The organism is Ochrobactrum soli, from assembly GCF_003664555.1.
Classification (GTDB): Bacteria; Pseudomonadota; Alphaproteobacteria; order Rhizobiales; family Rhizobiaceae; genus Brucella; species Brucella teleogrylli.
This window is the reverse complement of sequence record NZ_RCHH01000007.1, coordinates 1-13341: the sequence shown is the minus strand read 5'-3', so window position 1 is coordinate 13341 and position 13341 is coordinate 1. Positions and strand designations below refer to the sequence as shown.

Genomic DNA, 13341 nt, shown 5'->3' with positions numbered 1-13341 from the left:
CCGGTGAACGAAGCCGATGCGCTGGATATCGTCAATTCCGCAGTCTGGACCGTGCTGATGGCCAGCGGCCCGGCGGTTCTGGCCGCGATGCTGATCGGTATCGGCATCGCGCTGTTTCAGGCGCTGACGCAGGTGCAGGAAATGACCCTGACCTTCGTTCCGAAGATCGTCGTGATTTTCGTCGTGCTGGCTGTCACCGCGCCTTTCGTCGGCGCGCAGATCAATTCCTTTACGCTGCTCGTCTATTCGCGCATCGAAAAGGGATTCTAGAGCGGTTCCGGTTAAAACGGAATCGGGGAACCGCTCTATCTATTTGTTTTTACGCATTATCCTACGCAAAACCGCTGCGCACTTTTGCTGGAAATGCTCTACCTCTCCTCCTTTCAGGTTTCGCGCAAGCTTCGCAAGCTAAGATCCGCTTCGTAACAGGAGACGGACGTGCAGCAGGCAACGGCTAAACCCTTCATAAAAAGCGGATTTCTGACCGGCAGCGATATGGGGCTGGCGGCAGGCATGATCATCATCCTGACGGTGCTGTTCCTGCCCGTGCCAGCTGTGGTGCTGGATATCGGTCTTGCCTTTTCCATCGCCTTTTCGGTGCTTATCCTTATGGTGGCGCTATGGATTCAGCGGCCGCTTGATTTCTCGGCCTTTCCGACCGTCCTCCTGATTGCGACCATGATGCGCCTCTCGCTCAATATTGCGACGACGCGCGTGATTCTCACCCACGGCAATGAAGGCTATCTGGCCGCCGGTCATGTGATCCACGGTTTCTCGCAATTCGTGATGGGCGGCGATTTCGTCATCGGTCTGGTCGTTTTCTGCATCCTGATCATCGTCAACTTCCTCGTCATCACCAAGGGTGCGACGCGTATCGCGGAAGTGGGCGCGCGCTTCACGCTCGACGCCATTCCCGGCAAGCAGATGGCCATTGATGCCGACCTTTCGTCGGGCCTGATCGATGAAAAGGAAGCGCAGCGCCGCCGCCGCGAACTGGAAGAAGAAAGCTCCTTCTTCGGTTCCATGGACGGTGCTTCGAAATTCGTGCGCGGCGATGCCATTGCCGGTCTGATCATCACTGCCGTCAATATTTTCGGCGGTATCATCATCGGCGTCACCCGCCATGACATGAACATTTCCCACGCCGCTGACGTCTTCACCAAGCTGTCAGTTGGTGACGGTCTCGTCACGCAGATTCCAGCCCTCATTGTTTCGCTCGCCGCCGGTCTTCTGGTGTCGAAGGGCGGAACCCGGGGCTCAGCCGATCAGGCGATTTTCGGCCAGCTTGGCGCTTATCCAAAGGCGCTTCTGGTCGCGTCGATGCTGCTGTTCGTGCTTGGCATCATGCCGGGTCTTCCGGCATTTCCGTTCTTCATGCTGGGCGGCGCAATGGCCTTCATCGGTATCGCTGTGCCCCGCCGCCAGGCGCGCCAGCGCGAGGCGGAAGCCACTGAGGCGGACAAGAAGCAGCGCGAGGCCGCGGATCAGGAGCGCAATTCCGTCAAGGCATCGCTCGAAACCAACCAGATTGAACTGTGCCTCGGCAAGCAGCTTTCCGCGCGCCTGATGGCGTCGCAGCAGGAGCTGGCGCATCGCGTCAACAAGATGCGCCGTAAATTCGCGCAGGAATACGGCTTCGTGATTCCTGAAATCAAGGTGACGGACGACCTTGCCCTGCCGCCGAAAAGCTATCGCATAAAGATACACGGCACGGCGGTGGCCAGCCATGAATTGCGCGTCGGTGAAATTCTGGTGGTGCTGGGCGAGCGTCCGATCCCGTCTATCCCCGGCGAGGAAATGCGCGAGCCCGCCTTCGGCATGCGCGCTTATTCGGTGCCGGAAACCTTCGCTTCCGATTTGCGCCGTGATGGCTATATGACGGTTGATAATCTCTCCGTCCTGCTCACTCATCTCAGCGAAATCGTGCGCAACAATCTGGCGCAGCTCCTGTCCTACAAGGATATGCGCATTCTGCTGGATCGTCTGGGGCCGGAATATCGCAAGCTGGTGGAAGATATCAGCCCGGCGCATATTTCCTATTCCGGTTTGCAGGCGGTGTTGAAGCTTCTGCTGGCCGAGCGGGTTTCTATCCGCAACCTGCACCTCATTCTCGAAGCCATCGCGGAAATTGCGCCGATGGTGCGCCGCCCGGAAATGATTGTCGAACATGTGCGCATGCGCATGGCGCAGCAAATCTGCGGCGACCTTTCCGACAATGGCGTGCTGAATGTGCTGCGTCTCGGCAATCGCTGGGATCTGGTGTTCCACCAGAGCCTCAAGCGAGACGCTAAGGGCGAAATCGTCGAGTTCGATATCGACCCGCGCCTGCTGGAACAGTTCGGTACGGAAGCATCGACCGTCATTCGCAAGCATTTCGACAATGGCGAGCGATTCGTTCTCGTATCGTCGCCGGAAGCGCGGCCCTATATCCGGATGATCATCGAACGCCTGTTCGCAACCCTGCCGGTGCTGTCGCATGTCGAAATCGCGCGCGGCGTCGAGGTGAAGTCGCTCGGCGCGGTTTCGTAGGTTCGGTTCTTTGATTTCCTCGCCCCCTCGCCCTCTCGATCCTTCGTCCTTCGAGACGCCCCTCCTTCGCTATGCTCGGAGGGTCTCCTCAGGATGAGGGGCGGGGGCGCCAGACTTCCCCTCATCCTGAGGAGGTGCCCTGAGCGCAGCGAAGGGAACCGTCTCGAAGGATCGAAGGACGAGGGATCAGGAGGACGGTTATATGATTGAAACGCGGAAAGGGGCCTGAGTGCCGATCGCGCAACTGCCGCTCAACGACATCATTCTGGCAGCCGTTCTGGCTTTTTGCCGGGTCGGCGCATGCCTGATGCTGATGCCGGGGCTTTCGAGCGCGCGTATTCCGTTGCAGGTCCGGCTCTTCATCGCGCTGGCGTGCTCCTTCGCGGTGCTGCCGCTGGTTTTACCGCGCATTGTCACGGCTGTCGACAGCGGCGCGCCGTGGACCCTGTTTCGCCTGATAGCGAGCGAGATGTTCATCGGCGCGGTGATTGGCATTCTGGCGCATATCTATTTCTGGGCGCTGCAATTCATGGCCAACACCATGGCGATGGCCATTGGCTTTAGTGGCTCGCCCGCCGATGCGATCACCGAATCAGAGCCGCAGGCAACGCTTGCCACCATCGTGACCTTCAGCGCGCTGTTGCTGTTTTTCGTCACCGACATGCATCTGGAAATTCTGCGCGCGCTGCTCAATTCCTATACCGCCATTCCGGTGGACGGGCGATTCCGCCCGGACGCGGCGATGATCGATTTTACCGATGCGCTGTCGTCGGCCTTCATGGCGACACTGCGCGTAGCAGCACCATTCATCGTCTTTGCGATTCTGGTCAATTTCGCGATCGGTCTTGTTAACAAGCTGACGCCGTCGATCCCGATCTATTTCGTGTCGATGCCCTTCGTGCTGGGGGGCGGGCTGCTGGTGGTCTATTTCATCCTGCCGGAACTGCTGCGCTTTTTCACCAACGAAACCGCCACGCAAATGCGCGCTTTGTTTTGAGGTGGCCATGGCCCAGACCAACACACGCAATCTCAAGAAGCTGATCGATTTGCAGAAACTGGGCAGCGCCCGGCTCGAATCAGCATTGGCCGTTTCCAATGCGCGCAAGCTTGCGCTGGAGGAGGAGCGTCTGGCCCTCATCGCCATGCAGGACCGTCGATATGACGGCGCTGTCTTCGATATCGATCCGTCGCTGCTCATCAAGCGTCTTGGTGCGAATGCAGTCGAATCGGCGGCGCTCGAATCACGGCTCGAATCAGAGCGCGGCGCGCTTTTGAAGGAACAACGGCGGGTTGAACTGCTGGAAGATCGGCTGGAAGAAGCCAGAAGCGAGTTGGACCGGCACGAACTGGCCAGTCTGATCGAGGAATTCGTTAGCCGGAAAACCACGAAAGCGCCTTCTGGGCCACGCTGAACTCGTCCACAAGTTTCAGTCAAGTTTGACCCATTATGGTGCACTCATAGGATGAAGAAGGAAACCTTGCATGGCGATCAACCCGCCGTCGGATCTGGTGATGGATGTGGCCCGCGCGGCCGATCCGCAGGCCTATCGCATGGCGGCGGAGCGATTGAAGTCGGTCTCCGGCACCATGCAAACGGCGATGGCGTCGTCCGGTACGGGACTGACGCGGGATAATTTCGCAAGCTTTTCCGATAGTTTTTCGGCGGGCGTGACTATGCGGCCCGACGCGCAGAATACGATCAATCCGGCCTATCGGAAATTCGAGGCCTTCATGCTGCAATCCTTTGTCCAGTCGATGTTCACCAGTGACACGACAGCGACTTTCGGCAAGGGCATCGCGGGTGACTACTGGAAGTCGATGATGGCGGAAGCCATGGCGAACAAGATGGCGGATGGCGGCGGTGTCGGCATTGCTAGACTGCTTGAGGAGCAGGCGGCGCGCAAAGGGCGGGCAGATGCGCCGACCACTGCAGCACTAGGAGATGTGATCAACAATCTGGGAGAGACTATGAGCAACGATGCGGTTTCGAACGATCTGATACACGGGTTCGAACGCACGCTCATCCAAAAGCAGCTTGAGAAAAACGACGACGCGGATAGCGCGCGCGGCTGAACGATAAACCGCAGCGCGCGACGTGACGTCCACCGAAATTGAGGAACCCTTGAAATGACCGAGACAAGCTCTGAAACCAGCCTGCCCCCGCAAGAATCGCTGGTTCTCGCGAAGGCGAGCGAACAGGTGCATGATCTGGCGAAGCCGGAACTGGCAATGGAACCGGTAGAAAACCCGACTTTGAAGCCGGTGGTTCGCGCCATCCAGCGTCTTGAGGATGTCATCGAGACTGAAACGCGCCTTCTGATGGAAGGCGGCAATCCCGATCTCGCAGAAATCAATTCACGCAAAAGCCGCGGTCTCTATGATTTCAACAAGGCGATCAAGAAGGCTGCCGCTCTGGCAGAACCTGCGACGCTGAAAGGCTTGCAGCCGCTGCTCGACAGCCTGAAGCAGAAGCTTGAGAAGAACTGCGAAGCGTTGCAGCTGCATCTGCGCGCGGTCGGCGAACTCGCCGATGTGATCCGCAGCGCATTGGAAACGCAAGAAGCCGATGGCACCTATTCCATGCAGAGCGCGAGGCTCGGTCACGCGCGATGATCCGCATTTTCGTCATTGGCCTGTGGATTTGCGCTGTCGCCTTCGGGTCGTTGTTCCTGGCGACCCGTCAGAACGCGTCATCGTCCGGTGAGGCGCAGGCCGCTGTCGGCGGCTTCGGCGGCGTGGATTACGTTAAGACGGACGTGATGAGTGTGCCGATCATTTCGAATGGCGCGGTTGCTGGCTATGTCGTGACGCAGCTCGTCTATACGGTCGATTCGAATATCCGCAAGAAGCTCAGCGTGCCGCTGGAGCTTTTCATCAGCGACGAGATTTTCCGCAAGTTCTATGGCAGCTATTCGGATACGAAAGAGGTGGAGAAAGTGCAGTTCGAGGACGTGCGCGCCTCGATCATCTCAGACCTGAACGGGCGGTTCCCCGAGCCGGTGATCAAGGACCTGCTGGTCGAGCAGTTCAACTATATTTCGGCTGAAGAAATCCGCGCCATGAACATGCGCGGTGAGCCGACATCGACAGCACCAGCCCACCAGACGCCCGGAAAGCAAGCCAATGCCAATATCAATGATGGGCAGGCGGCTCACAGCGAATAATATTTTCCGCCAAGCTGGGCGAGACGTTCGGCATCCAGCGGCGTGACCGTTGGATCGGTGATCAGTTCGACGCCCATTTCGCGACCATTGCGCCAGGCGATGCGGGCCAGCAGCGCGCGCTTGTAATAATCGTCGAACAGCCAGAACCGGTCGGGCAGGGCAGGTGTTTCGATGGTTCTAAGCTTGGCGCCATGGGGAGACAAGTCGCTGAACTGGCACTCAACGATAAACTGCCCGTCCAGGTCTATAAGTTTTCCCGAACGTAACCTTGTCCTTTGTCTTTCTTCCTTGCGCCGCTCCTGCGGCGACTTCATGCGCGCCATATGAAAATCTTACCCACTAATCCCCTGAATAGGTATTTTTAGCAGATTTCGATTTCCGAAGCGTTACTTTTAAAGTCTGACCGCCAGAAAACCTTACTTCCAAAGGGTTAGTGATCGCCGCAGGACTGGCACAGACCACGCAGTTCAAGCGTCGTCTTGCGCGACTTGAAGCCGCTTTGCAGGCTCCAGGCGCTGACGAGATTTTCGATCGCCGCGTCGGAAAATTCCGTCACCTGACCGCATTTCTCGCAGATCGCAAAAGCGACGAGGCCCTGCTGGTGGCATTGCGGGTGCGCGCAGGCAACGAAAGCGTTGAGGCTTTCGAGGCGATGGATGAGCCCATAATCGAGCAGCTTTTCCAGCGCACGATAGACCTGAAGCGGCGCGCGAAAGCCGTCATCCCGCAACTGGTCGAGAATTGTATAGGCGCTGAGCGGCCCTTCCGCCTTGGACAGAGCATCGAAAACGAGGGTCTGGTTGCGGGTCAGATCCTGTTGCGGGTGGTGATGGTGGTTATGCGTGCTCATTGTTCAGCAGTCCGTTTCGATGGGGCCTCTGCTCTCTTATGTAAGGGCAGAAGACTGAAAATGAAAATAGCAAGCGCAGCGACAACGATGGAAGGGCCTGACGGCGTGTCGAAATGAATGGAGCCGTAGAGCCCGCCGACCACGCCAGCCGCGCCGATCAGTGATGAAAGCACCGCCATTTGCTCGGGCGTTGAAGCGAAACGGCGGGAGGTTGCAGCCGGAATGATCAGCAGCGATGTGATCAGCAAAATGCCGACGATCTTCATCGCAATGGCGATGACGATGGCCAGAAGCAGCATGAAGATGACGCGCGAGACGGCGGGGTTCATGCCTTCGGCGCGCGCAATGTCCTCGCTGACGGTCGCGGCCAGCATGGGTCGCCACAACCAGGCCAGCACGGCAAGCACGAATGCCCCGCCCGCATAGATATAGACGATATCCAGCCGTGAAACGGCCAGAAGATCGCCAAACAGGAAGGAAAGCAGATCGACACGCACCCACGTCATGAAAGCGACGATCACGAGACCGAGCGATAATGTGGCATGGGACAGGATGCCGAGCAGCGAATCCGCCGACAATGTGTGGCGGCGCTGCAAGAGCAGCAGGATCGCGGAAATCGCGACCGACACAGCGAAGACGCCAATCATCAGATTAATGTCGAAGATGAGCGCCAGCGCCACGCCGAGCAAGGCGGAATGGGCCATGGTGTCGCCGAAATAGGCCATGCGCCGCCAGACGATGAAGCAGCCGAGAGGGCCGGTCGTCAGCGCCAGCCCGATGCCGGCAATCAAGGCGCGGGTGAAGAAATCGTCAAGCACGGTGTTCGCCTTTCCCGTGATGATGGTGGTGATGCTCGTGCCCCTGTTCGTGCGCATGTTCATGCTCATGATGATGGCCGTCATCGGCATGGCAATGATCCGTCACCGAACCATCGCTGTGTAGCACGCGCCCGTCAGGCAGATGCGTGTGATCATGATGATGCTCATAGACCGCGAGCGGCCCGACAGCGCGACTGCCGAACAGGCGCATATATTCCGGGCTTGCCGTCACGTCGCGCGGGGTTCCGCTGCAACAGACATGACCGTTGAGACAGATGACCCGGTCGGTTGCCGCCATGACGAGATGCAGATCGTGCGAGATCAGCAGCACACCGCAGCCGGTTTCGTCGCGCAGCCGCGCAATCAGTTCATAAAGAGCGGCCTCGCCGGAAAAATCCACGCCCTGCACGGGTTCGTCCAGCACCATGATATCCGGTTTTCGCGCCAGCGCCCGCGCCATCAAGGCGCGCTGGAATTCGCCGCCGGAAAGATGGGCTGTCTCCGCTTTCAAAAGATGCGGGATGCCGACTGCTTCAAGGGCCGCCATGATGTCCTGCTTGCTCAAGGGGCCGGTCAGCGTCAGCAGACGCTCCACCGAAAGCGGCAGGGTGCGGTCGATGTTGATCTTCTGCGGGACATAGCCGATGCGCAGGCCGGGCTTATGGATCACCTGGCCTTCGTCGGGCTTGAGGATACGCAGCGCCATCTTGGCCGCGGTGCTTTTGCCAGCGCCATTCGGCCCGATCAGCGTGACGATCTCGCCGCGCTCGACTTTCAGATCGACATTGCGCACAAGCCAGCGCCCGTCGCGATAAACACCGGCGTTTTTCAGTTCAATCAGCGTTTCCCGCGCCCTGTCGGCGGGGATTCTATTCTTTCTGGCCATTGCAATCGGGGCTTTCGCTGCCTGCATCTTCATTTCGCTTAGTGCGCATTCCAACGGATCATCTGCCGATTCGGAGTTTTTCCCAGTGTCTTTTTCGGGCGGTGCGCAACGCCATATCCCGTTTGTGAAATCCACCTGCCCAAGCTGTCACACAGGACAGCAATTTCAGGATGAATGCGATATCGCCAAAAAGATGCCGGGTGAATTTCTCCAAAAAGGGGTTGCTAGACCTTATGGCAGACGTTATAGCATAACGCAACTGATGTAATAAAATAACATATCACCAGATATGCCGCTCACCCCGCTCATTCAAGAGAGATAATATGAAACATTTGCGTTCCCTGCTGCTCGCTTCCGCATTTCTAGCCGGTCTCGGCAGCACTGCTTTTGCCGCAGACCGAGACGGTGTCGTCGTTTCGATCAAGCCGCTCCACTCGCTTGTTTCCGCAGTCATGCAGGGCGTCGGCGAGCCGAAACTGATCGTGCAGGGCGCAGGCTCGGAGCATGTCTATAGCCTCAAGCCCTCGGATGCCGAGGCTATCGAACATGCCAAGGTCATCTTCTGGGCAGGCCCGTCGATGGAAACCTTTCTGGATAAGCCGATTGATACGCTGGGCGAGGGTGCCAAGGTTGTGGCGCTCGGGGAATCGGAAGGGTTGACCCGGCTGAAATTCCGCGAAGGCGGGCCGTTCGAGGCGCATGACCATGGCCATGAAGGCGAAGGTCATGAGGGTCACGACCATGCGCATGGGCATGACCACGATGACGGCGACAAGAAGGAAGCGGAAGCCGGTCACGATCACGCTGCTGAAGCGGGCGAAGGCGCGCACGAGCATCATCATGGCCACGGCGAATATGATCTGCATTTCTGGCTCGATCCGCAGAATGGCAAGGTGCTGGTCACCAATATTGCCAAGGTTCTGAGCGAGAGCGATCCGGCCCATGCCGCGCAATATGAGCAGAACGCCAAGGCCTATGCCGAAAAGCTGGATGCGCTGACCAAGGATATCGCGACGGAATTGCAGCCGGTGAAGGACAAGCCGTTTGTCGTGTTCCACGATGCCTATCAATATTTTGAAAATCGCTTCGATGTGAAGGCAGCCGGTTCCATCACGGTCAGCCCGGAAAAGGCTCCCGGTGCGGCCCGCATCCAGCAAATCCACGACAAGATCAAATCGCTCAAGGTGGCCTGCGTGTTCTCCGAACCGCAGTTCGAACCGAAGCTCGTCAATACGGTCATCGATGGAACCGATGCCAAGACCGGCGTTCTGGACCCGCTTGGTGCTGAATTGAAGGACGGCCCCGATCTTTATCCGCAGCTGATCCGCAATCTGGCGGATTCGCTGAAAGCCTGCCTGTCTTCCTGACAGCTGCGGTTGCCCGTCAGCCTGCCGGCAACCGTAACGGCGTCGGGCCATCCCTCGAATGGCCCGACGCAGGATGATCCGTCGAAGGCGGCGCTGCCGCCTGTTTTTTGAACCCATAATGTAATGATATAACATATAGGAAAAAGAGATGCGTCACTTCGCAAAACTGTGGTCGGTCGGCCTGGCGGTGGCCTTGGTGGCGCCGGTTGCCGCCAGCGCTCATGGTATCTGGATCGCCGAGCGCCACGGCACGCAGGCCGTGGTCTACGGTCACGGCGCAACCGACGAGGCTTACGATCCGCAGAAGCTCAAGGCGGTGTCGGCAAAGGATGTCGATGGCAAGAAAGTCGCCGTCGAGATCAGGCGGCAGGATGACCATGCCCTTCTCGATGTGCCGAAAAATGCGGTGGTGATCAGCGGAACCTTTGATAACGGTTTCTGGGCCGAAGGTCCGGATGGCAAATGGGTCAACAAGTCGAAAGCCGAAGTGCCGGGCGCAAAGCAAACCAGCAAGAGCCAGAAATTTGCAGTCGCGATCCTCGATCATTTGCGCAAGAAGCCACAGGCTCAGGGGTTGCCATTCGAAATCGTGCCCCTGATGGACCCGACAATCCTGACGGCGGGCAGCGAATTGCCGGTGCAGGTTCTTTTCGACGGCAACCCGGTGGAAGGCGTTTCCGTCACAGCGGATTATGTCAATGACAGCCACGCCGCGCCGGTGAAAACCAATGCCGAGGGCATCGCAACGATCAAAATCCGCAATGCGGGTCTCAATGTCATCGGGGCCGCTCACTCCAGCCCGACGACGGATTCCAGCGATGCCGACAAGCTCAGCTATTTCACCACGCTGACCTTCAATCTCGATCAGCATCAGCACGACTGACCCCAACCCAACCTCTGAATTCAAGGAACGGTGTCATGAGAAAAAGGCTTCCCGTTACGGTTCTTTCCGGTTTCCTCGGTGCCGGAAAGACGACACTTCTCAATCATGTGCTCAACAATCGCGAAAATCGTCGCGTGGCGGTCATCGTCAACGATATGAGCGAGGTCAATATCGATGCGTCACTGGTGCGCGAAGGTGGGGCCAATCTCTCGCGCACCGAAGAGCAACTGGTGGAAATGACCAATGGCTGCATCTGCTGCACGTTGCGCGACGATCTTCTGAAGGAAGTCTCGCAACTGGCCGAGCAGGGGCGTTTCGATTATCTCCTGATCGAATCGACGGGTATCGCGGAGCCGCTGCCGGTGGCCGCGACCTTCGAGTTTCGCGACGAGAACGACAAGAGCCTCACCGATGTGGCGCGGCTCGATACGATGGTGACAGTGGTGGACGCGGCCAATTTGCTCAAGGACTATGCGTCGAATGATTTTCTGCGCGATCGGGGCGAGTCGCTGGGCGATGAGGACGAACGCACTCTCGTTGATCTGCTGGTCGAGCAGATCGAGTTTGCCGATGTCGTGGTGCTGAACAAGGTTTCGACGGCCTCGCCGGAAGAACGCGACCTGGCCCGCAAGGTCATTCACTCGCTTAATCCCGATGCGCGTATCGAAGAGGTTGATTTCGGGCAGGTTCCGCTCGATGCCATTCTGGATACACGCCTGTTCGACTTCAATAAGGCGCATGAACATCCGCTGTGGTATAAGGAGCTTTACGGCTTCAACAATCATGTGCCGGAAACCGAGGAATATGGCGTTCGTTCCTTCGTTTATCGCGCGCGGCGGCCTTTCGATCCGGCAAAGTTTCAGTCCTTTATAGATAAGAGCTGGCCGGGCGTTGTTCGCGCCAAGGGTTTCTTCTGGTTGGCGACCCAGCCGGATTTCGTCGGCGAGATCAGCCAGGCAGGCGCATCGGTGCACACGGCCAAGCGCGGGCGCTGGTGGTCGGCGGTGCCGAAGAACTATTGGCCGACGGAACCGGGCTGGACGAGCGCGATGGCGCCGTATTTCCACAAGGTCTGGGGGGATCGCCGTCAGGAGATCGTCTTTATCGGCGTTGATCCGATGCGCGAGGAAGCGCTGACCGCCGAACTCGATACATGTCTGGTGGAAGACGAAACCTTTGCGCCGGAACGCTGGTCGGCTCTGGCCGATCCGTTTCCGAACTGGTCGGTTGCGGCTTGATTGAGATGCTAAACCGACAGCGAGGCGAGCGTCTTGCTGTCGGCAAGCGTGCGGTGGTCCAGCACATTGGCAATGGCCTCACGCACTTCCAGCATCATCAGGCGCACTTCGCATTCTTCTTCGTCGCAATCGTCGCAAGGGTGATAGTCGGTCTTGCTTGCGCAGGCGATGGGCGCCAGCGCGCCATCCAGCGCACGAATGATATTGCCGATGGCGATTTCATTGGCCGGACGCGCCAGACAAAATCCGCCGCCCTTGCCCTTACGGCTGACGACGAAACCGGCATTGCGCAGTTCGGTAAAGATATTGTCGAGGAACTTCCGCGGAATATGATGCTTTTCGGCGATCTCACTGGCTGAGGCCAGTTGTCCATCGGCTATTCCCGCCAGATGAACCATGGCTTTCAGGCCGTATTTGCCTTTCTTGGTAAGCATGCCACCCCTGCGAGACTTTCAGATAAAAAACGTAGCGACTAAACCGCGTTGCGACAAGTCTTTTTGCCCCTGGCGGCTCATCTTATTAGTCGTCTCTCATGGCCAACGCCAATGCGCCTTGTAAGGCGTCGCCGAGCGGCTGCTTATAAAGTGCGCGGTGCGGCAGAAACGCTAGCGCCGCATAGGCGTTCGCCAGTCCGCCCGTCATGCTGAAGCGGCCAAGCTTCTCTACGTCCAAACGATCCAGTCCACGACGGATGAAATCGCAGGCCCGCTTGGTGATTGAAAGGCCGAGGGGATCCTCCTCCATGGCCCATTCGAAGACCAAAGGCGCGAAGGTGGCATAGTCAGCGGCCGTCGCCTTCCGAGAAAAAGCGGTTATCGTACGCGCGTCATTGTTAAACTGCGCCAATACGGCATCGATCAATCCGCTGCGCGCAGCCATGCCATCGGCGGCGAGCAGTGCTTCTTCCAGCAGTTCGCGCCCCAGTCGCGCGCCGCCCGCGTGATCGCTCAGCATGAAGCCGCGCCCGCCGACAATCTCAATGGTCTCGCCGGTTCGCCTGATAAAGGCAGAGCCAGTCCCGACAATGACCATGGCCCCGTCGCCATCGCCGAGCGCGCCTTGCAGCGCGGTCACCGCATCCGACACGATCCTGACCTGCCCGAATGGCAGCGCATTATAATGCGCCTCGCGGTTGGCGAGCGAATTGGCCCCGGCCAGCCCAAGCACCGCGCGCGCCTCACTTAATATCGCAACGCCCAGTCCCGCATTCACAGCGGCCTGTTCCGCTGCCTCTATTATATGCGTAAGTGCTCCCGGCGTATCGGCGCCGATATTGGCCGGCCCGCCGGTGGCGCGGCCGAGAATAGTCCCGGCTTCGTCCGTCAGGACCGCCCGGCATCCGGTTCCGCCGCCATCGACGGCAATGCGATACGGTATGTGCGTGATTGTCATATGTTTGTCGCAACTGTTCGAATCGACAGGTTTCATCGGTTGAATTTACGTTAAAAGACACCATATTGGCTGTGGAAAAGAAAATCGCATTTTTATCGAAAGCTGTGTTGACAGTTTTGGTGTGCGGGGCCTATATAGCGCCACAACGAGGGCGGCGACGCTGCTAGCGGCAGGTTGCTTCGTCCTTGAGTTCTGGTGAAAGCGGTTGACATTG

The 13341-nt window shown here is 58.3% G+C and carries 16 protein-coding genes; 10 read left to right on the top strand and 6 right to left on the bottom strand.

The features are described 5' to 3' along the window. Positions 1 to 3 precede the first annotated feature (3 nt). The 7 genes from fliQ to D8666_RS13550 all read left to right on the top strand — a co-directional run bounded on the left by fliQ (position 4) and on the right by D8666_RS13550 (position 5693). Entirely contained in the window at positions 4 to 270 is a 267-nt protein-coding gene (gene fliQ / locus D8666_RS13585) for a flagellar biosynthesis protein FliQ (RefSeq protein WP_109367875.1), read from the top strand. 168 nt (positions 271 to 438) lie between these two features. Next, positions 439 to 2529 (top strand): flagellar biosynthesis protein FlhA, encoded by a 2091-nt coding sequence (gene flhA, locus D8666_RS13575; protein WP_109367874.1) that lies wholly within the window; start codon positions 439 to 441, stop codon positions 2527 to 2529. A gap of 229 nt (positions 2530 to 2758) precedes the next feature. Further along, positions 2759 to 3526 (top strand): flagellar biosynthetic protein FliR, encoded by a 768-nt coding sequence (gene fliR / locus D8666_RS13570; RefSeq protein WP_109367873.1) that lies wholly within the window; start codon positions 2759 to 2761, stop codon positions 3524 to 3526. Between the two features lie 7 nt (positions 3527 to 3533). Continuing rightward, complete coding sequence (locus D8666_RS13565) at positions 3534 to 3941, top strand: hypothetical protein (RefSeq protein WP_109367872.1); 408 nt, start codon at positions 3534 to 3536, stop codon at positions 3939 to 3941. A gap of 70 nt (positions 3942 to 4011) precedes the next feature. Further along, complete coding sequence (locus D8666_RS13560) at positions 4012 to 4602, top strand: rod-binding protein (RefSeq protein WP_109367871.1); 591 nt, start codon at positions 4012 to 4014, stop codon at positions 4600 to 4602. 156 nt (positions 4603 to 4758) lie between these two features. Then, the gene (locus tag D8666_RS13555; RefSeq protein ID WP_371830822.1) at positions 4759 to 5142 is read left to right on the top strand and encodes a flagellar protein FlgN; all 384 of its coding nucleotides are present in this window, start codon (positions 4759 to 4761) and stop codon (positions 5140 to 5142) included. Further along, the gene (locus D8666_RS13550; RefSeq protein WP_109367869.1) at positions 5139 to 5693 is read left to right on the top strand and encodes a hypothetical protein; all 555 of its coding nucleotides are present in this window, start codon (positions 5139 to 5141) and stop codon (positions 5691 to 5693) included. The genes D8666_RS13555 and D8666_RS13550 overlap by 4 nt, the downstream gene beginning before the upstream one ends. Here D8666_RS13550 and D8666_RS13545 read toward each other — a convergent pair. From D8666_RS13545 to D8666_RS13530, 4 genes are all read right to left on the bottom strand, one after another. After that, positions 5681 to 6016 carry a PilZ domain-containing protein gene (locus tag D8666_RS13545; RefSeq protein WP_109367868.1) on the bottom strand — a complete coding sequence of 112 codons (336 nt, stop codon included), beginning with the start codon at positions 6014 to 6016 and terminating at the stop codon, positions 5681 to 5683. The genes D8666_RS13550 and D8666_RS13545 overlap by 13 nt on opposite strands. Before the next feature lie 107 nt (positions 6017 to 6123). After that, positions 6124 to 6543, bottom strand: coding sequence for a Fur family transcriptional regulator (locus tag D8666_RS13540; RefSeq protein ID WP_109367867.1), 420 nt, complete (start codon positions 6541 to 6543; stop codon positions 6124 to 6126). After that, positions 6540 to 7418 carry a zinc ABC transporter permease subunit ZnuB gene (gene znuB, locus D8666_RS13535; RefSeq protein WP_109367866.1) on the bottom strand — a complete coding sequence of 293 codons (879 nt, stop codon included), beginning with the start codon at positions 7416 to 7418 and terminating at the stop codon, positions 6540 to 6542. The genes D8666_RS13540 and znuB overlap by 4 nt, the downstream gene beginning before the upstream one ends. Next, a complete protein-coding gene (locus D8666_RS13530; protein WP_109368044.1) occupies positions 7354 to 8247 on the bottom strand; it encodes an ATP-binding cassette domain-containing protein in 894 nt (297 codons plus the stop codon). The genes znuB and D8666_RS13530 overlap by 65 nt, the downstream gene beginning before the upstream one ends. A 323-nt stretch (positions 8248 to 8570) precedes the next feature. On the opposite strand from D8666_RS13530, the gene znuA reads away from it, so the two are divergent. The 3 genes from znuA (at position 8571) to zigA (ending at position 11735) form a co-directional block, all read left to right on the top strand. Next, positions 8571 to 9614, top strand: coding sequence for a zinc ABC transporter substrate-binding protein ZnuA (znuA, locus tag D8666_RS13525; RefSeq protein ID WP_109367865.1), 1044 nt, complete (start codon positions 8571 to 8573; stop codon positions 9612 to 9614). A gap of 148 nt (positions 9615 to 9762) precedes the next feature. Beyond that, positions 9763 to 10497 carry a DUF4198 domain-containing protein gene (locus D8666_RS13520; protein WP_109367864.1) on the top strand — a complete coding sequence of 245 codons (735 nt, stop codon included), beginning with the start codon at positions 9763 to 9765 and terminating at the stop codon, positions 10495 to 10497. Positions 10498 to 10532: 35 nt separating this feature from the next. Then, positions 10533 to 11735, top strand: a complete 1203-nt coding sequence (gene zigA, locus D8666_RS13515; RefSeq protein ID WP_109367863.1) for a zinc metallochaperone GTPase ZigA — start codon at positions 10533 to 10535, stop codon at positions 11733 to 11735. 8 nt (positions 11736 to 11743) lie between these two features. On the opposite strand, the gene D8666_RS13510 is transcribed toward zigA, so the two are convergent. Further along, positions 11744 to 12169 (bottom strand): RrF2 family transcriptional regulator, encoded by a 426-nt coding sequence (locus D8666_RS13510; RefSeq protein WP_109367862.1) that lies wholly within the window; start codon positions 12167 to 12169, stop codon positions 11744 to 11746. Positions 12170 to 12254: 85 nt separating this feature from the next. Continuing rightward, positions 12255 to 13127 carry a glucosamine kinase nucleotide-binding domain-containing protein gene (locus D8666_RS13505; RefSeq protein WP_109367861.1) on the bottom strand — a complete coding sequence of 291 codons (873 nt, stop codon included), beginning with the start codon at positions 13125 to 13127 and terminating at the stop codon, positions 12255 to 12257. Positions 13128 to 13341: the final 214 nt, after the last annotated feature.

Coding starts and splice junctions, on each gene's coding strand:
- D8666_RS13565 (WP_109367872.1), top strand. CDS start 3,534: ATGGCCCAGACCAACACACGCAATCTCAAGAAGCTGATCGATTTGCAG.
- D8666_RS13560 (WP_109367871.1), top strand. CDS start 4,012: ATGGCGATCAACCCGCCGTCGGATCTGGTGATGGATGTGGCCCGCGCG.
- D8666_RS13555 (WP_371830822.1), top strand. CDS start 4,759: ATGGAACCGGTAGAAAACCCGACTTTGAAGCCGGTGGTTCGCGCCATC.
- D8666_RS13550 (WP_109367869.1), top strand. CDS start 5,139: ATGATCCGCATTTTCGTCATTGGCCTGTGGATTTGCGCTGTCGCCTTC.
- D8666_RS13545 (WP_109367868.1), bottom strand. CDS start 6,016: ATGGCGCGCATGAAGTCGCCGCAGGAGCGGCGCAAGGAAGAAAGACAA.
- D8666_RS13540 (WP_109367867.1), bottom strand. CDS start 6,543: ATGAGCACGCATAACCACCATCACCACCCGCAACAGGATCTGACCCGC.
- znuB (WP_109367866.1), bottom strand. CDS start 7,418: ATGCGCACGAACAGGGGCACGAGCATCACCACCATCATCACGGGAAAG.
- D8666_RS13530 (WP_109368044.1), bottom strand. CDS start 8,247: ATGGCCAGAAAGAATAGAATCCCCGCCGACAGGGCGCGGGAAACGCTG.
- znuA (WP_109367865.1), top strand. CDS start 8,571: ATGAAACATTTGCGTTCCCTGCTGCTCGCTTCCGCATTTCTAGCCGGT.
- D8666_RS13520 (WP_109367864.1), top strand. CDS start 9,763: ATGCGTCACTTCGCAAAACTGTGGTCGGTCGGCCTGGCGGTGGCCTTG.
- zigA (WP_109367863.1), top strand. CDS start 10,533: ATGAGAAAAAGGCTTCCCGTTACGGTTCTTTCCGGTTTCCTCGGTGCC.
- D8666_RS13510 (WP_109367862.1), bottom strand. CDS start 12,169: ATGCTTACCAAGAAAGGCAAATACGGCCTGAAAGCCATGGTTCATCTG.
- D8666_RS13505 (WP_109367861.1), bottom strand. CDS start 13,127: ATGACAATCACGCACATACCGTATCGCATTGCCGTCGATGGCGGCGGA.